This window comes from Hymenobacter caeli (genome assembly GCF_013294115.1).
Classification (GTDB): domain Bacteria; phylum Bacteroidota; class Bacteroidia; order Cytophagales; family Hymenobacteraceae; genus Hymenobacter; species Hymenobacter caeli.
In genome coordinates this window covers 75,745-97,921 of sequence record NZ_JABSNP010000002.1, presented here as the reverse complement: position 1 = coordinate 97,921, position 22,177 = coordinate 75,745, and the positions used below count along the sequence as shown (strand labels likewise).

General features: G+C 68.6%; 16 protein-coding genes and 1 riboswitch. Of the genes, 4 read left to right on the top strand and 12 right to left on the bottom strand.

From position 1 onward, the window contains the following. Positions 1–37 precede the first annotated feature (37 nt). Together HNP98_RS02120 and HNP98_RS02115 are read left to right on the top strand one after the other, a co-directional pair. Positions 38–2,587 (top strand): DUF4132 domain-containing protein, encoded by a 2,550-nt coding sequence (locus tag HNP98_RS02120; protein WP_173808404.1) that lies wholly within the window; start codon positions 38–40, stop codon positions 2,585–2,587. 158 nt (positions 2,588–2,745) lie between these two features. After that, the gene (locus HNP98_RS02115) at positions 2,746–3,180 is read left to right on the top strand and encodes a nucleoside deaminase (RefSeq protein WP_173808403.1); all 435 of its coding nucleotides are present in this window, start codon (positions 2,746–2,748) and stop codon (positions 3,178–3,180) included. Between the two features lie 48 nt (positions 3,181–3,228). On the opposite strand, the gene HNP98_RS02110 is transcribed toward HNP98_RS02115, so the two are convergent. From HNP98_RS02110 to HNP98_RS02065, 10 genes are all read right to left on the bottom strand, one after another. Next, positions 3,229–5,562 carry a S9 family peptidase gene (locus tag HNP98_RS02110; RefSeq protein WP_173808402.1) on the bottom strand — a complete coding sequence of 778 codons (2,334 nt, stop codon included), beginning with the start codon at positions 5,560–5,562 and terminating at the stop codon, positions 3,229–3,231. A 92-nt stretch (positions 5,563–5,654) separates the two neighbouring features. Beyond that, positions 5,655–6,230, bottom strand: a complete 576-nt coding sequence (locus tag HNP98_RS02105) for a histidine phosphatase family protein (protein ID WP_173808401.1) — start codon at positions 6,228–6,230, stop codon at positions 5,655–5,657. Beyond that, positions 6,227–7,027: an adenosylcobinamide-GDP ribazoletransferase gene (locus HNP98_RS02100; protein WP_173808400.1), complete on the bottom strand. Its 801-nt coding sequence runs from the start codon at positions 7,025–7,027 to the stop codon at positions 6,227–6,229. The genes HNP98_RS02105 and HNP98_RS02100 overlap by 4 nt, the downstream gene beginning before the upstream one ends. Before the next feature lie 155 nt (positions 7,028–7,182). Further along, positions 7,183–8,226, bottom strand: coding sequence for a nicotinate-nucleotide--dimethylbenzimidazole phosphoribosyltransferase (cobT, locus tag HNP98_RS02095; RefSeq protein ID WP_173808399.1), 1,044 nt, complete (start codon positions 8,224–8,226; stop codon positions 7,183–7,185). Further along, positions 8,223–8,831 (bottom strand): cob(I)yrinic acid a,c-diamide adenosyltransferase, encoded by a 609-nt coding sequence (locus HNP98_RS02090; protein WP_173808398.1) that lies wholly within the window; start codon positions 8,829–8,831, stop codon positions 8,223–8,225. The genes cobT and HNP98_RS02090 overlap by 4 nt, the downstream gene beginning before the upstream one ends. A gap of 30 nt (positions 8,832–8,861) precedes the next feature. Next, positions 8,862–9,365, bottom strand: a complete 504-nt coding sequence (locus HNP98_RS02085; RefSeq protein ID WP_173808397.1) for a bifunctional adenosylcobinamide kinase/adenosylcobinamide-phosphate guanylyltransferase — start codon at positions 9,363–9,365, stop codon at positions 8,862–8,864. A gap of 136 nt (positions 9,366–9,501) precedes the next feature. Beyond that, a complete protein-coding gene (locus HNP98_RS02080) occupies positions 9,502–11,742 on the bottom strand; it encodes a TonB-dependent receptor (protein ID WP_173808396.1) in 2,241 nt (746 codons plus the stop codon). A 49-nt stretch (positions 11,743–11,791) separates the two neighbouring features. Beyond that, positions 11,792–12,841: an ABC transporter ATP-binding protein gene (locus HNP98_RS02075; RefSeq protein ID WP_173808395.1), complete on the bottom strand. Its 1,050-nt coding sequence runs from the start codon at positions 12,839–12,841 to the stop codon at positions 11,792–11,794. A gap of 338 nt (positions 12,842–13,179) precedes the next feature. Then, positions 13,180–14,253 carry an iron ABC transporter permease gene (locus HNP98_RS02070; protein ID WP_317171013.1) on the bottom strand — a complete coding sequence of 358 codons (1,074 nt, stop codon included), beginning with the start codon at positions 14,251–14,253 and terminating at the stop codon, positions 13,180–13,182. Next, the gene (locus HNP98_RS02065; protein ID WP_173808394.1) at positions 14,250–15,467 is read right to left on the bottom strand and encodes an ABC transporter substrate-binding protein; all 1,218 of its coding nucleotides are present in this window, start codon (positions 15,465–15,467) and stop codon (positions 14,250–14,252) included. The genes HNP98_RS02070 and HNP98_RS02065 overlap by 4 nt, the downstream gene beginning before the upstream one ends. A gap of 30 nt (positions 15,468–15,497) precedes the next feature. Beyond that, positions 15,498–15,697, bottom strand: a riboswitch (cobalamin riboswitch). A gap of 393 nt (positions 15,698–16,090) precedes the next feature. On the opposite strand from HNP98_RS02065, the gene HNP98_RS02060 reads away from it, so the two are divergent. Together HNP98_RS02060 and HNP98_RS02055 are read left to right on the top strand one after the other, a co-directional pair. Beyond that, entirely contained in the window at positions 16,091–17,878 is a 1,788-nt protein-coding gene (locus HNP98_RS02060; protein WP_173808393.1) for a chloride channel protein, read from the top strand. A 231-nt stretch (positions 17,879–18,109) separates the two neighbouring features. Then, complete coding sequence (locus HNP98_RS02055) at positions 18,110–19,321, top strand: TIGR03862 family flavoprotein (protein ID WP_173808392.1); 1,212 nt, start codon at positions 18,110–18,112, stop codon at positions 19,319–19,321. Between the two features lie 12 nt (positions 19,322–19,333). Here HNP98_RS02055 and HNP98_RS02050 read toward each other — a convergent pair whose 3' ends face one another. Together HNP98_RS02050 and HNP98_RS02045 are read right to left on the bottom strand one after the other, a co-directional pair. After that, the gene (locus HNP98_RS02050) at positions 19,334–21,820 is read right to left on the bottom strand and encodes a hybrid sensor histidine kinase/response regulator (protein ID WP_173808391.1); all 2,487 of its coding nucleotides are present in this window, start codon (positions 21,818–21,820) and stop codon (positions 19,334–19,336) included. 90 nt (positions 21,821–21,910) lie between these two features. After that, positions 21,911–22,168, bottom strand: a complete 258-nt coding sequence (locus HNP98_RS02045) for a hypothetical protein (protein ID WP_173808390.1) — start codon at positions 22,166–22,168, stop codon at positions 21,911–21,913. Positions 22,169–22,177 lie beyond the last annotated feature (9 nt).

Here is a 22,177-nt window from a genome sequence, read left to right as displayed (position 1 = left end):
AAACACTTTATTTCAAGCCATTTACCCTTGCCTGACCATGCCCACCAACACCGTTTTCACCTTGCCCGCCGGCCTGCTTGATGAAACCAGCGCCGAGGCCACTGAAATGAAGCCCGTACTGGAGAATCTTATCACAGCGGTTCTCAATAAGCCGTACAGCACCAAAATCACCGACCTGCCGGCCTACCAAGCGTTGCGCACCCAGGAGGCGGCTTACCAGGGCCGGCTGGCCATTGCCATTGCCCTTGCGATGCACCGCTGCGGCGATGACTACCGCGTGCGGTACAACCTCGGCGACCTGCTGGGGGCGCTCATGCGGGGCACCCTGGGCCTGGATGAAGCCGGCTACCTGCGGCTGTTCACGCTTTACGGGCTGGATTTTTCGCAGCCTGCTTCGGCTACGCCAAATTTTTGGCCGTTTCCGGTGGGCCTCACCCTGGCCCAGGTGGGCCGCCTGGCCAAAAAACAAGGGGCGCTTAGCCCCCCGATGCTGGACTTGCTGAACAACTTGCTGCTGCATACCACCGGACAATCCGGCGATGTGGGCAAGGTTTCGCTGAAGGTGCAGGAAATTCTGAGCCTGGTGGGCGGGGCCGGGAGCCTGCCCACCGTTCTGTTTGCCGACGGCGACCCGTTCGGCCAGCAGCTCAACCGGTTCGTGGCCGGCCTGGCCCCGGCCGCGCCCGCTACGGCCCGCTGGCTGCGCCTGCTCCAGCTCTGGCAAAAAGCCAACGCCGGCCAGCCCACCGCCAAGCTGCGCCAGGAGCTGGCCGCGGCCGTTGCCGCCGTGGGGCCAGAAGCTGTGCGCCAGCAAGCCCGCCAGTGGCTGGAGCTGCTGGCCGCCATGCCCGTGCTGGAAGAAACCAACACCGTGAACTACGAGAGCGGGCGCACCTACACCTACACGTCCTACGTTTACCTGGTCGAGGCCAATGCCGTGGTGGCCAAGGGCCTGGTGTGGACCGCGCAGCCCCTGGCCGATGCCGCCCTGCTGCACCTGCTGGGCAACCTGGCGGTGAAGTGCTACCGCAAAATTCCCGGCAAAGGGCCGCTGGCAATGGGCCTGGGCAATGCCGCGCTGCTGGTGCTTTCGCAATGCGGCCTGCCGGGCGTGTCGGCCCTGGCGCGGGTGCGGCCCAAAATCAAGCAGAGCAACACCCAGGAGCTGATTACCCGGCACATTGAGGCGGCCTCGCAGGAGCTGGGCGTGAGCCCGCTGGAAATCGAGGACATGGCCATGCCCGACTTTGGCCTGAAAGCCGGCCGGGCAGTCATTGATTTCCACGAGTACACCGCCACCCTGACGCTGGCCGACGGCAGGGCCGAAATGCACTGGGAAAAGGGCGGCAAAGCCCTAAAAACCGTTCCTACTGCCCTCAAAGCCAACCACGCGACGGCGCTCAAAGAGCTAAAAACCACCCTGGCCCAGGCCCAGCAAACGTACACCGCCCTCCGCGACCGCCTCGACCGCAGCTTTGTGGAGGAGCGCCGCATCGCGTGGCCGTGGTTCGAGCAATACTACTTTCAGCACGGCTTGATGGGCGAGCTGGCGCGCAACCTCGTCTGGCGGCTGCACCGGGCCGATGGCACGGCGCAGGACGCGCTGTGGCAGGCCGATGCCGGGCAGTGGCAGGATGCCCACGGCCAGCCCGTGCCCGCCCCCGCGGCCGGCACCGAGCTGCAGCTCTGGCACCCGGTGCTGGCCCCGGCGGCGGTGCTGGCCTGGCGCGGGCGGCTCGAAGCGGCCCAGCTGCGCCAGCCGCTCAAGCAGGCGTTTCGGGAGGTGTACCTGCTCACGCCGCCCGAGGAGCGCACCGCCACCTATTCCAACCGCATGGCGGCGCACGTGCTCAAGCAGCACCAGTTCAACTCGCTGGCCAAGCTGCGGGGCTGGAAATACAGCCTGATGGGGGCCTACGACAAGGGCTACGAGTCGGACCAGGCCACGCTGGCCCTGCCCGCCCACGGCCTGCGGGCCGAGTTCTGGGTGAGCGAGGTGAACGCCGATGGGGCCTGGAACGACACCGGCATCTGGCACTACGTGAGCACCGACCAGGTACGTTTTGTACGGAACGAGGAGCCCGTGCCGCTGCCGGATATCCCGCCCCTGGTGTTCTCCGAAGTGATGCGCGACGTGGACCTGTTCGTGGGCGTGGCCAGCGTGGGCAACGACCCGCAGTGGCGCGACAACGGCGGCCTGGCCCAGTTCCGCGGCTATTGGGAAAGCTACAGCTTCGGCGAGCTGGGCGAGGTGGCCAAAAACCGCCGGGGGGCCCTGGAGCGCCTCGTGCCCCGCCTGAAAATCGGCCGGGTGAGCGAAATCCGCGACCGGTTTCTGGTGGTGCGCGGCAAGCGGCGCACCTACAAGATTCACCTCGGCAGCGGCAACATCCTCATGGAGCCCAACGACCAGTACCTGTGCATCGTACCCGACCGCACGGCCCGGCTTCCGGCGGGCCCCGGGGCCCCGGACGTGTTCCTGCCCTTCGAGGGCGATGCCGTGCTGTCCATCATCCTCAGCAAAGCGCTGCTGCTGATGGACGACGACAAAATCACCGACGAGACAATTTTGCGGCAACTGCGCTGAGGACCGGGCAATGGGCTTTTTTCTTGCCTTAGCCGGGTGCGCGTTTCGCGGTGGCGGCCGCGTTGGGGGGGGGCGACGACCGATGGAACGGCGCGGCGGCGCATCTTTGCGGCCCCGCGCCGCTCAACCAATTGATTGCTAAAAAACACCCAACCCACATGGACGAATTCATGCAAGCCGCCATCGACGAGGCCCGGATGGGCCGGGCCCAGGGCGGCATCCCCATCGGCTCGGTGCTGGTGCGCGGCGGCCAGCTCGTGAGCCGAGGCCGCAACAAGCGCGTGCAGGAGGACAACGCCATCAAGCACGGCGAGATGGACGCGCTGATGAACGCCGGCCGCCAGCGCACCTACCGCGATACCGTGCTGTATACCACGCTGATGCCCTGCTACATGTGCGCCGGCACCATCGTGCAGTTCAAGATTCCCAAGGTCGTGGTGGGCGAGGCCCGCACGTTCGGCGAGTCGAAGGAATTTCTGGAAAGCCACGGCGTGGAGGTCGTCATCCTCGACTTGCCGGAGTGCGTGGAGATGATGCGCGAGTTCATCGCCGCCGAGCCCACGCTCTGGAACGAAGACATCATGGAACTGTAGCGGCCGCGGGGGCCCGCGCCGTTTTCGGCCCGGAGCCCCGCGCCTGCGCTACTCCTCCGCGTTGCGCGGGTCGGGCCGGGGCGACATCTGGTAGTTGGGCGGCGGGGTGGCCCCGGCCAGGTTTTGCACGAAGTAGTCCCAACGGCGGCGCATCATGTAGGGCGAGTAGGCCCCGTAGCCGTGGGCGGCGTTCGGAAACACCACCAGGTCGAAGCTCTTGTTGGCTTTAATCAATGCCTCGACCACCAGCATCGTGTTGGACGACGGCACGTTGTTGTCCATCAGGCCGTGGGCCAGCAGCAGCTTGCCTTTGAGGTTCTTGGCCAGGGGCGCGTTGGCCTGGGCGTCGTAGTTGGTGGTGCCGTCGGCGTTGGCCGTGAGCAGGCCGATGTAGCGCTCGCCCCAGTCGTCCTCGTAGTTGCGGTTCTCGTGGTTGCCCGACTCGGAGATACCGACCTTGAAGAAATCGGGGTAGCGGAACATGGCCGCCGCCGTGGCGTAGCCACCGCCCGAGTGCCCCCAGATGCCGGCCCGCTCCAGGTCGATGTACGGGTAGCGCTGGGCCAGCTGCCGCATGCCGGCCACCTGGTCGGCGAGGGTGTTGGCCTCCATGTGGCCGTAGCAGGCGTCGTGGAAGCTCTTGGAGCGCAGCGGGTTGCAGCTGCCCTCGATGACGACGACCACAAAGCCCAGCTCGGCCAGCGCCTGGTTGTCGCCCCGCGCCGCGGCAAACGACCAGCTGCCCACACCCCCGCCCTGGGGCCCCGGGTAGATGTAGTTGATGACCGGGTACTTCCGGGCCGGGTCCAGCGCCGTGGGCGTAAACATCAGGCCGTAGAGGTCATCCCGCCCGTCCTGGTCCTTCACGGTGATGGGCGTGGGGGCCCGCCAGCCGGTGGCGGCGAGGCGGGAAATGTCGGTTTTCTCCAGCGCCACCACCAGCTGGCCGTCCAGGTTGCGCAGCACGGTCGCGCCCGGGCGGTCGGGTTGCGAGTAATTATCGACGAAGTAGCGGCCCGAGGGCGACAGCTCGACCCGGTGGTTGCCGGCCTCGGGCGTAAGCAGCTTCAGCCCCTTGCCGTCCAGGCCGATGCGGTAGAGGTGGCTGAAGTAGGGGTTTCCCGGCTCGCGGCCGTCGGCCATGAAGTACAGCTGCCGGCGCTGCTCGTCCACGCGCAGCAGCTGCGTCACCACGAAATCACCCTTGGTAATCTGCTGCTTTACCTGGCCGCTGGCGGCGTCGTAGAGGTAAAGGTGGCCCCAGTTGTCGCGCTCCGAGTACCAGACGGCCTCCTTGGTTTTGGGCAGGTAGCACCAGTTGATGGCGTGCTGGCCGGATTCGTACTGCGTGGCCACGGTTTCCGTGAACACCTCGCGCACGGCCCCGGTCGCCGCGTCGGCCACCCGAAACTTCTCCTGCTTGTGGTCGCGCGAGGTGGACACGAACGCCAGCTGCGAGCCGTCGGGGCTCCAGTCCACGTCGTCGAACGTGCCGCTGCTGGAAACGTCGTCGGAGAGCGAGCCCCGGTGCGGGTCGGGGGCCATTTGCAGGCGCACCACCCGGGCCGGGCTCACCTCCACGATTACCCGCTCGATGGTGATGATGTCCGGGTCGCCGGGCAGCGGGTACTTCCACGTTTTCAGGGCCGGCCGGCCCACGGCGGTGGGCACCAGGTACATGTCGCTCACCCGGCGCTGGTCCTGCTGGAAAGTGGCGATTTTGCGCGAGTCCGGCGACCAGCGCAGCACGGGCGCGTCGCTGGTGCTCCAGCCGGCGTTGTCGGTGGCGTAGCCGTAGTTCGGGGCCCCGTCGGTGGTGAGCGGGGTTGGCTGGTTGGTTTTCGTGTCGCGCACCCACAGGTTGTAGTCCTTGATGTAGGCGGCCAGCCGACCGTCGGGCGACACGACTTCGTTGGCGGCGTTGGGGCTGGGGGCGGCCGCCGGCGCGGCGTCGGGCCGCACCTGCCCGCTGGCCAGGTCGTAGCGCCAAGCTTTGCCGTCCGCCCCGAAGGAAATCTCCTTCTCATCGGGCGAAAACGCGAAGCTGCGGAACGGCAGCCGGCCCGCCGCGTAGGCCTTGCCGCTGGCCGCCGACAGCGCCGCGGCCAGCCGGGCCTGGTCGAAGGCGGCGGTGCGGGTTTTGCGGGCCGGGTCCACGAGGACGAACGCGCCGCCCTGCGCCGTCGACACCCGGTACCAGAAGCGGTCGTAGGCCAGCCAGTGGGGCTCGCCGGCGGTGCCGTCCACCAGCGGCTGGGTGTTGTGGCCCAGGAAGCGCTCGGCCCGGGCGTAGTCCTGGGCCGTAAGGGCGGGCTGCGGCTGGGCCGAAGCCGCCGCCGCGAAAAAAACAGCCCCGGTGAGGGCCAGCAACTGCTTGTGCATGGGGTTAGCTAAAAACCAGAAGTTTGGAGGCACAAGTTATTAGTGAAATCCCGCGATTCGCGCCGCGCCGCGCACGTCGGCCCGAAATTGATTCAGCCGTTCGTCGCCAGCACGTTCCATTTGCCGTGCTGCTGCTCAATTTTGGTTACCGAAGCGTAGTCGATGCGCAGCTGGAAGGCGTTGCGCAGCGGCATTTCGAGGCAGTGGCAGAGCAGCGCCCGGATGGTGCCGCCGTGGGTGAACACCAGCACGGGGCCCCGGCCGGCGTGGCCGGCGTCGGCGGCCAGCTCGGCCAGGAAAGCGACGGCGCGGGCTTGCAGGGCCCCAAAGGTTTCGCCGGCGGGGGGGGCCAGGGCCACGTAATCGGTCATCCAGGGCTCGGTTTCGGTGCGCGGCAGGTCGGCCCAGGCGCGGTTTTCCCAGGTTCCGAAGTGCATTTCGCGCAGGCGCTCGTCCAGGGCGTAGTCGCCGGCCACGGCGTCGGCCAGGGCCCGGCAGCGGGCGGCGGGGCTGCTGAAGGCCCGGTAGCCGCCGGCCGGCGCGGGCGGCAGCTTGGCTTGCAGCGCCGCGGCTTCGGCCGCGAAGGTGGCGGCCAGGGGCACGTCGTGGTGGCCGTAGCAAATGCCGGGGGCCGCCACGGCGGTGTGGCGAATGAGGTGGATTATCATATCAGGTGAGCAGTCAAGAACAAGTAAATCAGGGCTTCGGCCAGCTGCTGGGCGGCCCCGAGGCAGTCGCCGGTGTAGCCGCCCAGCCATTTTTTAAACCAGCGGCCCAGCACCACTTGCAGCACCGCCAGGGGCCCCAGCACCGCCAGCAGCATCGGCCGCTGCTGCCACGCCGCCAGGGCCAGCAGCGGCAGCAGCCCCGGCAGCGCGGCCGCGGCCAGCCGGCCGGGGGGCAGGCTTTGGGCGATGGGTTTGGCCTTGCCGTCGGCCAGGTCGGCGCGGGCGTAGGGCAGGGTGCGCACGAAGGTGGCGGCCACCAGCCGGCTCAGCGGGTGCGCCACGAGCAGCAGCGCCGACACCGGCAGGGCCCCGGGGCCCCGGCCGGCGGCCCCGGCCAGCGCCGCCACTTTGGTGGCCAGCACCAGGCCCAGGCCCACCACGCCGTAGGTGCCCACGCGGCTGTCCTTCATGATGGCGAGGATGCGCTCCCGCGTCCAGCCCCCGCCGAAGCCGTCGCAGGTGTCGGCCAGCCCGTCTTCGTGGAAGGCCCCGGTGAGCAGTACGCCCGCGCCAGTGCTCAGCAGCACCGCTACCAGCGGCGGCCACAGCTGCGCCGCGCCCCAGTACACGCCCGCCGCCACCCCGCCCACCAGCCAGCCGATGAGCGGAAAATACACCGTGGCCCGGTTCAACTGCCCCTCGGTGTGCCCCACCCAGCGCGGCACGGGCAGCCGGGTGTAAAACATCACGGCCGTCAGCAGCAGGCGCAGCTGGCGGCGCGGCCAGGAATCGGGCATGGAGTTTTTGGATTAGGGATGAGGGATTGAGGATGAGGAATCTACTGTTAGATAATAATTTAAAAATCGTGTGAAATACCGTGCGGAGCGGAGCAAAGGCGAAGCAGGACCGTCAAAAAACCCTAAAAGGATTCATTGTTCCTAATCCATCATCCCTAATCCTTCTCCCCGCTCACGCCCGCGCTCTCGAACGAGGCCATCTCATTCAGGAAACCGACGGCGGCCTGCACCAGTGGGTAGGCCAGGGCGCAGCCCGTGCCCTCGCCCAGGCGCAGGCCCAGGCGCAGCAGCGGCCGGCCGCCCAGCTCGGCCAGCAGCAGGCGGTGCCCCTGCTCGTCCGATTCGTGGCAGAACACGCAGTACGCGAGGATTTCCGGGGCCAGCCGCGCCGCCACCAGCAGCGCCGCCGAGGCAATGAAGCCGTCGATGAGCAGCAGCATCCGGCGCTCGGCGGCCCGCAGCAGGGCCCCGGCCATCTGCGCAATTTCGAAGCCGCCGAACGTGGCCAGCACCGCCAGCGGGTCGGCCGCGTCGAGGCCCGGGTGGGCCCCCACGGCTTGCGTCAGCACGGCCAATTTGCGGGCCAGGCCGGTGGCGTCGAGGCCGGTGCCGCGGCCCACGCACGCGGCCAGCGGCCGGTTCGTGAGCACGTGCATCAGCACGGCCGCCGCCGACGTGTTGCCGATGCCCATCTCGCCCACGCCCAGCACGTTGCCACCGGCGGCGTGCCGCTCGTCGGCCAGGCGGGCGCCGCGGGCCAGGGCGTCGGCGCACTGCGCGGCAGTCATGGCGGGGCCCTCGGCGAAGTTTTGGGTGCCTTCGGCGATTTTCTCGTCGCGCACGGCGGGCAGGTCGGCGAAGGAGCCGCGCACCCCGGCGTCCACGATGGTCAGGCCCAGGCCGTTCTGGCGGCAAAACACGTTGATGGCGGCCCCGCCCTGCGCGAAGTTGCGCACCATCTGGTGCGTCACCTCGGGCGGGTACTGGCTCACGCCGGCCCGGGCAATGCCGTGGTCGGCGGCAAACACCAGCACGTGGGGCCGGTGCAGGGCCGGGGCCAGGGTTTGCTGCACCAGGGCCACTTGGCGGGCCAGTGCTTCGAGCTGGCCCAGGGCCCCCAGGGGCTTGGTTTTGGTGTCGATTTTACGGCCGATGGCGGCGGCCAGGGCCCCGTCGGGCGCGGCAATGTTCCAGTTCATTCGGCGGCGGGCGCTTCGGGTTGGGGCGCGGGGCTGCTGCCGAAGCGCTTGTAAATGAATAATTTCCATTTTTCCTCCACCACGCCGGCCTGGTCCATCTCGGCGCGGGCCAGGGTGAAGAACAGGTCCGACAGGCGGTTGACGTAGGCCGGGATGGCGGGGTGCACGGCGTCCTGGGCCATCAGGCTCACGAGGCGGCGCTCGCCGCGGCGCACCTGGGTGCGCACCACGTGGCACAGGGCCGAAATCTCGTTGCCGCCCGGCAGCAGGAAGTAGTCGGAGGGCGAGGTCATCCGGCTTTCCAGCTCGTCGATCCACGTTTCGCAAAGCTGTGCCCCGTCGGTCGGCATGGGGTTGGAGTTAATTTTTTGGACGGTGGAGGGCCGCGCCAGGTGCGACATCATGTCCATCAAATCCTTCTGGATGCGGTGCAGATGGGCCTGCCAGGCGTGCTCGGGGCCCAGCTTCACGCGCAGCAGGCCCAGGGTCGAATTGGCCTCGTCGAGGTCGCCGAGGCACTCGATGCGCACGTCGTCCTTGGGCACGCGCTGGCCCCCGAAGAGGCCGGTGGTGCCCACGTCGCCGGTTTTGGTGTAGATTTTCATCGTTTATTTGGGGCGGGTTAATCAGTTTAGTTACTTCACCACCAGCGGCAGGCCCGACACCATGAAGATGGCGCGGTCGGCCCGCCGGGCAATGTGCTGGTTCAGCCAGCCTTGCAGGTCGGCAAACTTGCGGCCGGCTTCGGTGGCCGCGTGCAGGCCCATCCCGATTTCGTTGGAGACGACCAGCAAGGTGCAATCTCGTTGCATTAATTTATCAAACTCATCCCGGGCTTGTTGCAACGTTGTTTCAACATCGTATTTCGTGTCGGCGAAGAAGTTGGTGAGCCAGAGCGTCACGCAGTCCAGCACCACGGTGCGGCCGGTCAGGTCCAGGCGGCTCAGGTACTTTTCTTCCTCCAGGGTGGTCCAGCGGTCGTCGCGGTCGGCCACGTGGCGGGCGATGCGCTGGCGGTGGTCGTCGTCCCAGGCCCGCGAGGTGGCGAGGTACACGGGGCGCGGGCTGAGCTGCAAGGCCAGCTCCTGGGCGTAGCGGCTCTTGCCCGAGCGCTGCCCGCCGGAAATGTAGGTAAGCATAATAGAAGCGGGTTTTATTGAGTGTTTGTTACCTAATAATTAACACTTTACGAATGGCATTAACATTAAATCAGGCCGTCATGCTTCGGCAAGCTCAGCATGACGGCCTGGTTAAGACCAGGAGCAATTATCTCTCTTAAAACGCAACGGTGTAGCGGCCCGAGAAGCTGCGGCCGGGCAGGTTGTAGCCGCGCTTCTCGTAGTAGTTCTCGTTGGTCAGGTTGCTCACCAGCAGCGAGAAGGTGTGGTATTTGGCCACGGTGTAGCCAGCCGAGAAGTCGATAGTCATGTACTCCGGGGTTTCGATTTCGGGGTAGTTAAAGTCTGTATAATCAGTGTCTTTGCGGCGGCCCACGTAGCGGGCGGCGAGGCGGGCGCTGAGGCCCCGGTAGCTGTCGAAGGCCACGCCCAGGTTGCCGTTCAGCCGGGCCACGTTGTAGATGTCGCGCACAGTGCGCGTACCGTTCACATTATTGGTTACGTCCTGGGCCTTGTAAATGGTGGTGCCACCGGTGAATACACGCAGCAGGTAGCGGCGGTCGGCCAGCACACCAAAGTCGTACCCGAATTCAGACTCCAGGCCCCGGATTTGGCTGTTATCGGCGTTCACGTAGGTGGTGCGCGAGGCCACGACATAGCCTTCGGCAGTGGTTTCGCCCACCGGGTTGGCGGTGCGGGTGGTGATGCGGTCGTTCACCCGAGTGGCGAAAAACGTGACGTCGGCCGAGAAGCCGCTGGTGGGCTTATCGAAGCGCAGGCCGGCGTCGTAGGTCACGCTGTTCTCGTTTTTCAGGTTGGCGTTGCCCTGGCTGATGGCCACCGAGTCAGCGGTCGGGTTCAGGCTGCGCGAGAAGCCAGCCACGTTGAAAGCGTCGGGCGTCACGTAGGCGCGGCCGATGGTGGCGTGGGCCCGCAGGCCGTCCACCACCGCGAGCTGGGCCCCCAGGCTGGGGCTGAAGAACGGGTTGGTCTTTTTGCCCGGCGTGAAATCAGTGAGCAAATCGGTCTGCTTCACGTTATAGGTAACGAAGTCGTAGCGCAGGCCCGGCGTCAGCACCAGCTTGTCGCTCAGCAGGCTGAGTTGGCCCTGGGCGTAGAGGCCGGTGGTGGTCAGCGCGTAGTTGGGGCTGTAGGGCGGGCCGCTGGTGCCGTCGGGGTTGAACACCTGCGAGTTGCTGGTGGCCTCGTTGTGGTCGATGCCTACGGTAAGGCTCTGGCGGCCCAACTTGATGACGTCCTTGGCCTGCACCCCTTTCCATATGTATTCGCTTTGGTAGGAGCGGTAGGGCGGCACGGGGTTATAGTTGTAATCGGCCAGGGTGTTGATGTTGCTGGTTTCTTTGGACGTGTAACCGCGCACGAACAGCTGGTGGTACTTGTAATTGCCGGTGGCGCTCAAATCGAGGTTGCCGCGCTCAATGTCCTTGGTCGAAGGGCCCAGGTTGCCGTAAAACAAGTCGTTGGGGGCCTGCACGCTGGGCGCGTTGAACAGCTCGCCGCGCACGTCCACGCGCCATTTCGCGCTTAGCTGGTAGCCCAGGCGCAGGGCCCCGGAGTAGTATTTCATTTTGGTGTAGGCGCGGCGCTGGCCGTCGGAGCGGGCGTCGTCGGTGCGGGCCAGGCTGTCGGTGCCGGCCTGGGAAACGTAGGTCCTAGTGGCGCTGGTGGCCCCCAGCGCCCGGCGCAAGATGCCGTTGCCGCCCAGCTTATAGTCCTCTCCCCGATTGAAAAAGCCCCCCGACAAGTCAAAGTCGAGCTTTTTGGTAATATTACCGCCCGTGGCCCCGCCGAATTTCACGGTCTGGAAGCTCCCGTACTCGCCAAAGAGCGAGGTGCGGATTTTGCCGCGCGACTGCCGGGTAATCACGTTCACAACGCCGCCCATCGCCTGCGGGCCGTAGAGGGCGGAGGCGGGGCCCTTCAATATTTCCACCCGCTCCACGCCGCCCAGGTCGAGGGTGGCGAGGTTGCTGGTACCGGCCGGGCGGCCGTCCACCAGCAGCAGGGCCCGCTGGTTGAGGCCGTCGGTCTGGGGCCGGAAGCCGCGGATGCCCACGCCCGCCAGCAGGCCGGGGTACTGCACCACGTCCACCGAGGCGTTCTTTTTCAGCACGTCGGTAAACTCGTCGGCCGGCGTCTGCCGAATATCCTGCCGGCCGATGATCTGAATTTGCTGGGGCACCTGGCGGCGGGGCGTGGCGGCGCGGTTGGCCGTCACCACCACCTCGTTCAGGCGTTGGCGTTGCAGCGTATCGGCCGGGGCCGCCGCCTGGGCCCGGGCCGCGGAGGCCGCGCCGGCCAGCAGCGCTGCACCCAGCAGCAGGCGCCCAGCGGCGCGGTGGGGGGTGGCAGCGGGGGGCAGCATTTGTTTTTTCATCGATTCAAAAAGGCAGGCTCAGTAAATAATTAAAAAATTGAAAGCATAGTCAGCCGACTGGCAGGCCAACGGGTTGGTTCTCAGCAAGGCCGCGCAGCGCGTGCAGCAGCGCGGCCACGGTGGCGTGGGTTTGGGCGGGCTGGCCGAAGGCCTGGCTTTCCCAGGGCCCCAGGCCGGGGCCGGCGGGGACCCGCACGCGCAGGGCGGCGGGGCCGGCGGTGGGCACGAAGCCCGCGCGCTCCAGGGCCCGGCGCGTCCAGAACGCGGCGGCCCCCTCCCCCACCAGCTGCACCGCCGGGCCGGTGGGCGCGTGCAGGGCAAACGTGCCGGTGGCCGCGTCAAAAGCCAGCCCCTCCCGCGCGAATGCCGCCGCGAACGCGCCGCTCAGCACCAGGTCCTCGGGCGTGCCGGTGCGCAGGGCCCCGTCGGCGGGCAGCAGCCACACCCGGTCGGCGGCTTGCAGGGCCAGGTCCAGCTCGTGGGTCGAGAGCAGGATGGCCTTGCCGGTTTGGCGGGCCAGCCGGTGCAGCAGGCGCATGAGGGCCACGCGGTTGGGCAGGTCGAGGTGGGCGGTGGGCTCGTCGAGCAGCACCACGGGCGTGTCCTGGGCCAGGGCCCGGGCCAGCAGCACCTTCTGGCGCTCGCCGTCGCTCACCTCGCCCACCGGGCGGTCGGCAAAAGCTTCGGTGCCGGTGGCTTCCAGGGCGGCCTGCACCCGGGCTTCGTCGTGGGCCGTGAGGCCGCCCAGCCAGCCGGTGTGCGGGTGGCGGCCCAGGCGCACCAGCGCGCGCACGCCGAGGTTGCCGGCGTCCACGCGGTCGGTGAGCACGACGCTGAGCCGGCGGGCGCGTTCGGCGGCGCTCAGGCCGGCCAGCGGCCGGCCGCCCAGCTCGAGCCGGCCGGCTAGCGGGGGCTGCAAACCGGCCAGCGTGCGCAGCAAGGTGCTTTTGCCGGCCCCGTTGGGCCCCAGCAGGCACACCAGCTCGCCGGGCCGCAGGGCCAGGCGCAGGGGCCCGGCCACCCGGCGGGGCGTCTTCTTGGCCAGGGAATAGCCCACCACCAATTCCTCGGCGGTCAGCAGCGGCGCAGGGTGGGGCATTTGAGTAATGAGCTGTTAGCTAATAGCTATTGGCTGTTAGCTTATATTCTGGTTGATAGTACTTTGCCAGCCAACCAAGTAGTGTACGTTTACTTTTGGCTGCCTACTTGGTTGGCAATTGTTGGCCGTTGGAAGTCAGAAAGCAGCAAAAGGGGCGCCGTAGGAGAGAAAGGCGGTCAGGTGGTTGGTCAAATGCTCCATTTTTTACTTCCGGCTTTTTAGCGAAATGACGAGTAAATTTCGAGTGGTTGGTTGAAGTTAAATTAACATTTTCTTCACATAAAATTCTGTTTATCAAAATAATAGCTAACAGCCAGCAGCTAAAAGCTGACAGCTCATTACCTATTGCGGCGCAGCACCACCCACAGCACCACCGGGGCGCCCAGCAGGGCCGTGACGATGCTCAGCGGCAGGGCGGTATGGCTGCCGGGCAGCTGGGCCAGGCAGTCGCAGCCCAGCGTGAGGGCGGCCCCCACCAGGCAGGTACCGGGCAGCAGCACGCGGTGGTCGGCGGTGCGCAGCAGGCCCCGGGTGAGGTGCGGCACGGCGATGCCCACGAAGCCGATGGGCCCGCAAAACGCCGTGATGGCCCCCGCCAGCAGGCTCGTGCTGAGGATGATGCCGGTGCGCGCGCGGCCCACCGCCAGGCCCATGCTGCGGGCGTAGTTCTCGCCCAGCAGCAGGGCGTTGAGCGCTTTGGCCGAGGCGAAGGCCAGCCCCAGGCCCGCCGCCACCACGGCCGCCAGCACCGCCAGCTGGGCCCCCGTGACGCCGCCCAGCGAGCCGAACGTCCAGAGCAAATACTCCTGGAGCTGCTCGGGGGCGCTGAAGTACTGCCACAGGCCCACGACGGCGCTGGTCACGCTCCCCACCATCAGGCCCACGATGAGCAGCACCACGTTGTCGCGCACCCGGGCCGCGAGGGCCAGCACCAGGGCCATGACGAGGGCCGCGCCGGCGGTGGCGGCCAGCACCAGGCCCCAGCTGCCGCCCACGCCCAGCGCCCGGACGGCCAGGCCGCCCGCCGCGCCGCTGCCGCCGGCCAGCAGCACGGCGGCCACGCCCAGCCCCGCCCCCGCCGTGAGGCCCAGCACCGAGGGCCCCGCCAGCGGGTTGCGGAACAACGTCTGCATCTGCAAGCCGCTCACGGCCAGGCCGCTGCCCACGGCCAGGGCCGTGAGGGCCTTGGGCAGGCGGATTTCGCGCACGATGAAGGCCCAGGCCGGGTCGCCGGGGGCCTGGCCCAACAAAATCTTCACCACCGCCGCCAGCGGGATGCGCACCGGCCCGAGGGCGATGTCGAGCACGAAGCCCAGCGCCACCAGCCCCGCCAGGGCCGGCAGCCAGGCCGCGGCCCGCCGCGGGGCCACGGCCCGGGCCGGCGGGGGGCCCGCAAGTTGGGTCGTGCTCACGGCAGCAGCTGGTAGTAGTAGAGCCGCCAGGTGGGCAGCAGCCCGGGGTGCAGGATTTTGATTAAGTCGGCCAGCACCAGGTCGGGCCGCACCGCCCCCGATTCCCAGTAGTCGTTGGAGCCCTGGGCGTTGGTGCGGCGGTTGTTGTTGTACACGCGGCCGGCCTTGAAGGGCGCGAAGGCGGCGTAGCGGGCGTCCTGGGCCACGAGGCCGGCCCGGCGGGTGGCCGTGCCGGTTTGCAGCCAGTAATCGGCGGCCAGGGCCACCGGGGCCACGGCCTCGAACGACAGCGCCAGGCTGCCGGCCGCCGCTGTTGTGTGGTCCCAGGGGTAGGCGCAGCCCGCGTCGTACAGGAAATGCGCCAGGTAATTATTGGCCGCCGGCACGTACCACACGTCCTTGAAGGGCAGGCCCACCACTACTTTGGGCCGCCCGGGGGCCGCCCGGGCCACGGCGGCCAGGCGCTGGTAATCGCGGGCCACCTGGCCAAATTTGCGGTTCACCAGGTCTTCTTTGTTGAGCAATACGGCCAGCACTTTCACCCACTCGGCGCGGGCCAGGGGCGTGGTTTCCACCCATTCGGAATTGATGAGGACCGGGATGCCGGCGGCGGCCAGCGTCCGGAAGTGCCCCAGGCCCTCGCCGGGCCAGCCGCTGGCCATCACCAGGTCGGGGCGGCGGGCGATGAGCAGCTCGTTGTTGAGCCCCCCACTCTGGCCCACTTCGTACACCCGGCCGGCGGCGATGCGCTGCCGCACCCGCGGGGCCGACACGTACTTGAAGTCGCCCACGCCCACCAGCACGTCGGCGGCCCCCAGAAAATCGGCCAGCGCCACGTGCAGCGACGACAGCGCCACGAGGCTGCGCACCGGCGTTTCGATGAGCAGGGCGCCGGCGTAGCCGGCCGGGCGCGGGGCCCCGCGCGGCACCAGCAAGTAGCGCGTGGCCGCGGTTTTTGGCTCGAACGGGCTCCGGACGGTGATGAGCTTGTAATTGCCCGCGTAGCTGATGGCGAAGCCCTTGGCGAACTGCACCGCGGTGCGGCCCGGCCCCACGGCCACGGCTGCTTTGGGCGGGGCCTGGGCCGTAGCGGCCCGGGCCCCGCCCGCCCGGGGGCCCGCCAGCAGCAGGCCGAGCAGGGCGCAGGTGCGCCAAACAACAAAAAACGGGGGTGCGCCACCGGCACGGCCGGCGGGAAGCGGGGGGTTGGGCATGGTACGACGAGCCTTTCTGCCGAAAGCTGTGACTGTATGTAGCAAGCGGCAGGTCTTCTGACTTCCCCCGCCGGCCGATGGCCTTCCCATTCCCGGGGGAACAGTGGCGCCGTGTATCGGTCGGTTGGTGAGGGGGTTACAGCAGCGGAGACTGTCCCGGAATTACACCGGCTTCCCTTTTAAAACCGTCCCGCACCGCGGAAACGGTTACCATTTGCTGGGGCAAAGGTAGGCACAAGCGCCGGCCGCGGGCCCCGGCCGCCCCTACCGGCACGTGGGTGCGCCGGCGCGGCACGTCCGCGGCCCCGGCGGGTCGTGCGGGGCGCAGGGCCTCCGGCCGCGCAGTTTCGCGGCTTGCCTTTGGCGAATTCGCACTCCGGCTCCGAAGCGGCTGTTGAGAACCCACTCCGCAAGTCGTTTTAATCGCAGCAGCTCTTCTGCTTCGGTGGGCAGCCCCGGCGAAGTGGAACACCGGGTGGGCCGGCTCGCGGCGGGCAAATGTATTTTTGAATCGGCCGGCCGCCCGGCAACGCCGCGCCCAAATGCGCGTTGATAAAAACAAGCTCCGCTTACCGGCCCCAAATTTGCGCGGGGCCGGAGCGCGTCCACCAGTTCCGCCCGCCATGCCCGTTCTCAACGTCCACCGCCTGCTGCGCCCGCTGCTGGTGTGGCGGGCCCGCCACATCAGCGAGCGGATGTACATGCTCATCCTCAGCGTGCTGGTGGGGGCGGGCGCGGGCCTGGCGGCAGTGCTGCTCAAAACCAGCGTGCGCACCGTGGCCCGGCTGCTGCAAGAGGCCGTGCCGGAGCCCCAGCGGGTATTCGCGCTTTCGCTCTACCCCATCGTCGGCATCACGCTTACGGCACTGGTTACCAGGTATTTCCTGCACGGCAATTTGGGCCGTGGCATTGCGCCCATCATCTACAACACGGCCCGCGAGGGCAGCGTGGTGCCGCGCTCCAAGCTGTACTCGCAGCTGGTTACGGCTTTCCTCACGGTGAGCTTCGGCGGCTCGGCGGGCACCGAGGCCCCCATTTCGGTGACGGGCGCGGCCCTGGGCTCCAACGCCGGCCGGGTGCTGCACCTGGACCGGCGGCGGCGGCGCTTGCTGACGGGGTGCGGGGCGGCGGCGGGCATCGCGGCCATCTTCAACTCGCCCATCGCGGGGGTACTGTTCGCCGTCGAAACCATCCTGACTGAGCTGCCGGCGCAGTATTTCATTCCGCTGCTGCTCTCCTCGGCCACGGCCACCGTGGTGTCGAAGGCCCTGTACGCGGGCCAGCCCTTCGTGCTCATCACCACGAGCTGGCCGGTGAACGCGGTGCCGTTTTACATCCTGCTGGGGCTGTTCACGGCGTTTTTCTCGGTCTACATGATTCGGACTTACTACTGGTTCGACCATTTTTTTGCCCGCTGGCCCGGCCTCGACTGGCGCAAGGTGCTCGTCGGCGGGGCCGGGCTGGGGGCCCTCATCTTCCTGTTTCCCACCCTGTACGGCGAGGGCTACAACACGGTGGAGCTGCTGCTGGCCGGCAAGTCGGGCCACCTCACCGACGGCAGCATTTTCTCGGTGTACCAGGACCAAAACCCCTGGCTGCTGCTGGTGCTGGTGCTGTTCAGCATGATGCTGAAGGTGGTGGCCACCAGCGTCACGGTGGGCGCGGGCGGCAACGGCGGCATGTTCGGCTCGTCGCTGTTCTCGGGGGCCCTGGCGGGGTTTTTCTTCGCCCGGCTGCTGAACATGAGCGGTTTGGTGCACATTCCGGAGGTTCACTTCGTGGTGCTGGGCATGGCCGGCACGCTGGCGGGCGTGGTGCACGCGCCGCTCACGGCCATCTTCCTCATCGCCGAAATCACGGGCGGCTACGCGCTGTTCGTGCCGCTGATGGTGGTGAGCAGCTCGTCGTACTTGATTACCAAGTACTTCGAGCCGTACTCGGTGTACACCAAAAAGCTGGTGTACCAGGGCGTGGACGTGAACGCCAACCGCGACCAGGGCCTGCTGGCCCAGCTCGACCCGCGCCAGCTGCTCGAAACCGACTTCGTGGCCGTGCGCCCCACCACCACGCTGGGCGAGCTGGTGGACATTTTTCGCCACGCCTCGCGCAACCTGTTTCCGGTGGTGGCGGCCGGCGGGCGGCTGCTGGGCGTCATCAGCCTCGACACGGTGCGCGACGCCCTGTTCGACGAAAGCCACTACGCCACCATCCTGGCCCGCGAGCTGATGCAGCCGCCCCTGGCCGTGGTGGGCCCCGCCGACGACCTCGAGCACACCCTGGCCCTGCTCGACCGCTACGGGGCCTGGGCCCTGCCCGTGTGCGAGGAGGACGGCCGTTACCTGGGCTTCATCCTAAAATCGGCCATCCTGGCCCGTTACCGCCGGCAGCTCATTCAGGACAGCCAGGTTTAGCGCAATTAACTTCCGCCCCTGGCCGCAGTTTAGCGCGCAGCGCGGAACTGCTGGCCAGCGAGCGGGGTGGGTCTGCGACTCACGGCCGCGCAGCGGCCCGGCGGTTTGCGCCGTCTGGCCGTTCAACTTTGCGAGTGGTAAACTCGCCCCATTCGTCGGCCAGCAGTTGCGCGCTGCGCGCTAAACTGCGGCCAGGGGCTGGGGGGGGCAAATATTTATGCGAGAGAAGCGATGGTCATTGTAATTGGCGGGGGCCCCGCGGGGCTGATGGCCGCCCAGCGCCTGGCCGAGGCCGGCCACCGGGTGCGCCTGTACGAGGCCCAGGCCACGGTGGGGCGCAAATTTTTGGTGGCCGGGCACGGCGGCTTCAACCTGAGCAACGCCGCGCCCGACGCCGCCCAGTTTGCCGGCCAGTACGGGGCCGCGGCGGCGCGGTTCGGGGGCCTGCTGGCGCGGTTTTCGGCGGCCGACCTGCGGGCCTGGGCGGCGGCGCTGGGCATCGACACCTTCGTGGGCACCAGCGGGCGCATCTTTCCGGTGGCCGCCCACACGCCGGCCGCCGTGCTGGGGGCCTGGCGGCGGCGGCTGGACGGGCTGGGCGTAGAAATTAACGTGCGCCACCGCTGGCTGGGCTTCGCCGGGCCCCGGGGCCTGCGCCTGCGCGACGAGCGCACCGGCACCGCGTTCACCGCCGAGCCGGCGGCGGCGGTGCTGGCCCTGGGCGGGGCCAGTTGGGCCAAAACCGGCTCCGACGGGGCCTGGGCGCCTGTGCTGCGCGGAATCGGCGTGGCCGTGGCGCCCTTCGCCCCGGCCAACTGCGGGGCGGCGGTGGCGTGGTCGGCGTTTTTTCGGGAGCGGGTGGGCCGCCAGCCGCTCAAAAACATTGCCCTGGCCGTGAACGACGGCCCCGCCCAGCGCGGCGAGCTGCTGCTCACCGACTACGGCCTCGAAGGCACGCCGGTGTACGCCCTTACGCCTCAGGTGCGGGCGGCCCTGGCCGGCGGGGGCCCGGCGTTTTTTCATTTGCACCTGAAGCCCGACCTGCCCGCCGCCGCCCTGCTGCGCAAATTGCAAGGGCCGCGCGGCAAGGCATCGTTCGCCGAGTTCCTTAAAAAAACCCTGCACCTGGGGGGCCCCGTGCCCACGCTGCTGCGCGAAGCCCGCCCCGGCGCCGCCGCCCTGGGCCCGGAAGCCCTGGCCCAGCTAATCAGCCGTGTGCCGCTGCCCATTGCCGGCCTGCGCCCGCTCGACGAGGCCATTTCCACGGCCGGCGGGGTGGCCCTGGCCGAAGTGGACGAGCACCTGATGCTGCGCCGCCGGCCCGGCACCTACCTGGCCGGCGAGATGCTGGACTGGGAAGCGCCCACCGGCGGCTACCTCCTGCAAGGGTGCCTGGCCACCGGCGCGGCGGTGGCCGCGGGCATCGGGCCGGCCCCGCGCTAGGGGCCGCCGGCCCTACGCGAATTCCTTCGCCAGCCCGGCCATTACTTCGGCCGTCACGGCCCGCACCGCGGCCACGCACTCGGCGGCGCGGGCGGGCGCAGGCGGTTTTTTCTCGCTGGTTTCCAGCTCGCGGATGGCGTCGTAGAGGCGCACCACGCCCACGCCGTAGAGGGAGCTTTTGAGGTGATGGGCGGCGTCGGCCAGCGCGGGCCAGTCGTGGCGGGCGCTGGCCTGCTCCAGGGCCTCCAGGATGGGGGGCGTGGTGTCGCGGAACACGCCCACCAAGTGGCGCAGGAAGGCTTCGTTATCGCCCACCATCTGGCGCACGGCGCTCAGGTCGTAGAGCGGGGCAACGGGCGCGGCGGGCGCCGCGGGCGCGGCCTGGGTGTCGTGCCAGGCCGCGGCCAGGGCCTGGCGCAGGCCGGCTTCGTCGAAGGGCTTGGCCAGGTAGGCATCGAAGCCGGCGGCCCGCAGGTCCTGGGCCTCGAGCTGGGCGTGGGCCGTGACGGCCAGCACGGGCGTGGCGGCCCGGGCGGGGTCGGGGTGCTGGCGCAGGCGGGCGGTGGCCGACGTGCCGTCGAGGCCGGGCAGGCGCAGGTCCATCAGCACCACGTCGTAGCGGTGCGCTTCGAACAGGGCCACGGCGGTCAGGCCGTCGGCGGCGGCGTCCACGGCCCAGCCCCACTTGCGCAGCAGGGTTTCGGCCAGCAAGCTGCTCACGGGGTTGTCTTCGACCAGCAGGGCGCGGCCGGCGGGCATTTCCACCGGCCGCCCGGGCGCTTCGGGCGCGTCGGCGGTGGCCTCATCGGCCGGGGCCAGCGCGAAGTCGAGGGCGAAGTGAAACGTGCTGCCCACGCCCGGCTCGCTGGCGGCCCGCAGCGTGCCGCCGAGCATTTCCACCAGGCTGCGCGCGATGCTCAGGCCCAGGCCGGTGCCGCCGTACTCGCTGCCGATGCGGTCGGTGGCCTGCACGAAGGGCTCGAACACGGCGTCGAGCACGGCCGGGGCGATGCCGATGCCGGTATCGACCACGCTGAAAGCCACGCGCTGGCGGCCCGGCCCGGCCCCCGGCCGGAGCTGCACGCAGAGCTCCACCCGGCCGCCCTCCTCCGTGAATTTTACGGCGTTGCCGAGCAGGTTGAGCAGCACTTGGCGCAAGCGGTGGCTGTCGCCCACCACCCAGGGCAGGTCCGGGCTCGCCTTCACCTTCAGGGCCAGGCCTTGCGCCGCGGCTTCGGGCTGCAGCAGGGCCGCGCAGTCGCGCAGCAGCCCGCCGAGGTCGAACGCCACGGCGGCGGGCTCCAGACGGCCCGCTCCCAGGCGCACGGTTGTCAGCACGTCGTTCAGCACGGCCAGCAGGTGCCCGGCCGAGCCTTGCAGCAGGCGCACGTGCTCGGCCTGCGCGGAAGCCAGGGGCGAGGCGGCCAGCAGCTCGGCCAGGCCCAGGATGCCGTGCAGGGGCGTGCGGATTTCGTGGCTCATGTTGGCCAGGAATTCCTGCTTGGCCCGCACGTTGGCTTCGGCGGCCTCGGTGGCGGCCCGCAGGCTGGCTTCGAGCTGCTTGGCGGCCGTCACGTCCAGCAGCAAGCCGCTGTAGTTCAGCCCCGTGGCATCGCGGCTCGTGACCACGGCCGTGCCCCGGCACCAGCGCGTGGGCTGGTCCGGCACCACCAGCCGCCCGTCGAAGGCCCAGGGAATACCGGCCGGCACGGCCATCGTCGAAGCCCGCCAGGCCCGCACGTCGGCGGGGTGAATGAACGTGTCGATGCGGTTCACTTCGGCCGAGGCCACGCCGAACAGCTCGTGCATCCGGGGGCTCACGTACACGCAGTAGTTGGTGCCGTCGTGGTTGTAGCGCCACTCAAACACCACGCCCAGCACGTTTTCGGTCAGCATCCGAAAGCGGCCCTCGCTGGCCGCTAGGGCCGCGGCGGCGCGGTGCTGGTCGTTGGTGTTGAGCACGGCCAGGCGGTAGCGCGGGGCCGCCCCCGGGTGGGGCAACTCTTCGCGCTGGGCCTCCAATTGGGCATGGAACAGGGCATTGCCTTTGCCGTACAGCTCTATTTCGCGGTGCTGCGGGCCGGGCGTAGCCAGCACCTGGGCCAGGAACTCGTCGAACCCGGCCCGGTGCAGCGGGGCCACCACCTGCGCAAACGGCTGGCCGACCAACCCGGCCTGCGGGGCCCCCAGCAGCTGGCTGGCCGTGCGGTTGAGCTGCGCCACCGTGCCGTGGGCGTCCAGCGTGACGTAGCCCACGGGGGCGTGCTCGTACAAATCCACGTACTGGGCGCGGCTGGCGTCGGCGTCGGCCTGGGCCAGCAGCAGCGCTTCGTACTGCGTTTCCAGCTCTGCCTGGTACGTTTGCAGCTCCAGCACCGCGCGTTGGAGCTCGTCGTGGGTCTGGTTTTCAGTGGCTTGCGTGCCCTGCTGACGGCGCTGCTCGGCGCGCGTCCGTAGTTCATTGGAGAAATCAGCAGCAGACGAATCGGGGGTGTTCATGGCAGGCGCGGCTTGGGCATGGCCAATTTACTAGCCGCCGCCGGCACTTTCGTTGCGGCCCCGCCAAAAATGTGTTCGGGCCGGGCCGGCCTACTCTTCTTTGAGCACCTTTTTCTCGCCGGCTTCGCGCAAAATCAGGCGGGCTTCGGCCAGCAGGCGGCGGCCCGGGTCGAGCTGCTCGCGCAGGATGAGGGCCGTGAGCAGGAAAAACGAGGCCAGCGGCAGCAGCCACCCCAGCGCAAACCAGAGCCAGAACGAGCGCCCGTAGTTGTAGGCGCAGTACCCGGTGAGGATGGGGATGAACGAGATGGCCACCGCCACGGCCAGAATCATGTCGACGAAGAGCATAGGCGCGGG

What these genes read in the sequence shown, in the direction of transcription:
- HNP98_RS02115 (WP_173808403.1), top strand. Translation starts at nt 2,746, where the DNA reads ATGGACGAATTCATGCAAGCCGCCATCGACGAGGCCCGGATGGGCCGG.
- HNP98_RS02055 (WP_173808392.1), top strand. Translation starts at nt 18,110, where the DNA reads ATGGTCATTGTAATTGGCGGGGGCCCCGCGGGGCTGATGGCCGCCCAG.
- HNP98_RS02090 (WP_173808398.1), bottom strand. Translation starts at nt 8,831, where the DNA reads ATGAAAATCTACACCAAAACCGGCGACGTGGGCACCACCGGCCTCTTC.
- cobT (WP_173808399.1), bottom strand. Translation starts at nt 8,226, where the DNA reads ATGAACTGGAACATTGCCGCGCCCGACGGGGCCCTGGCCGCCGCCATC.
- HNP98_RS02105 (WP_173808401.1), bottom strand. Translation starts at nt 6,230, where the DNA reads ATGATAATCCACCTCATTCGCCACACCGCCGTGGCGGCCCCCGGCATT.
- HNP98_RS02060 (WP_173808393.1), top strand. Translation starts at nt 16,091, where the DNA reads ATGCCCGTTCTCAACGTCCACCGCCTGCTGCGCCCGCTGCTGGTGTGG.
- HNP98_RS02080 (WP_173808396.1), bottom strand. Translation starts at nt 11,742, where the DNA reads ATGAAAAAACAAATGCTGCCCCCCGCTGCCACCCCCCACCGCGCCGCT.
- HNP98_RS02075 (WP_173808395.1), bottom strand. Translation starts at nt 12,841, where the DNA reads ATGCCCCACCCTGCGCCGCTGCTGACCGCCGAGGAATTGGTGGTGGGC.
- HNP98_RS02100 (WP_173808400.1), bottom strand. Translation starts at nt 7,027, where the DNA reads ATGCCCGATTCCTGGCCGCGCCGCCAGCTGCGCCTGCTGCTGACGGCC.
- HNP98_RS02120 (WP_173808404.1), top strand. Translation starts at nt 38, where the DNA reads ATGCCCACCAACACCGTTTTCACCTTGCCCGCCGGCCTGCTTGATGAA.
- HNP98_RS02065 (WP_173808394.1), bottom strand. Translation starts at nt 15,467, where the DNA reads ATGCCCAACCCCCCGCTTCCCGCCGGCCGTGCCGGTGGCGCACCCCCG.
- HNP98_RS02045 (WP_173808390.1), bottom strand. Translation starts at nt 22,168, where the DNA reads ATGCTCTTCGTCGACATGATTCTGGCCGTGGCGGTGGCCATCTCGTTC.
- HNP98_RS02110 (WP_173808402.1), bottom strand. Translation starts at nt 5,562, where the DNA reads ATGCACAAGCAGTTGCTGGCCCTCACCGGGGCTGTTTTTTTCGCGGCG.
- HNP98_RS02050 (WP_173808391.1), bottom strand. Translation starts at nt 21,820, where the DNA reads ATGAACACCCCCGATTCGTCTGCTGCTGATTTCTCCAATGAACTACGG.
- HNP98_RS02085 (WP_173808397.1), bottom strand. Translation starts at nt 9,365, where the DNA reads ATGCTTACCTACATTTCCGGCGGGCAGCGCTCGGGCAAGAGCCGCTAC.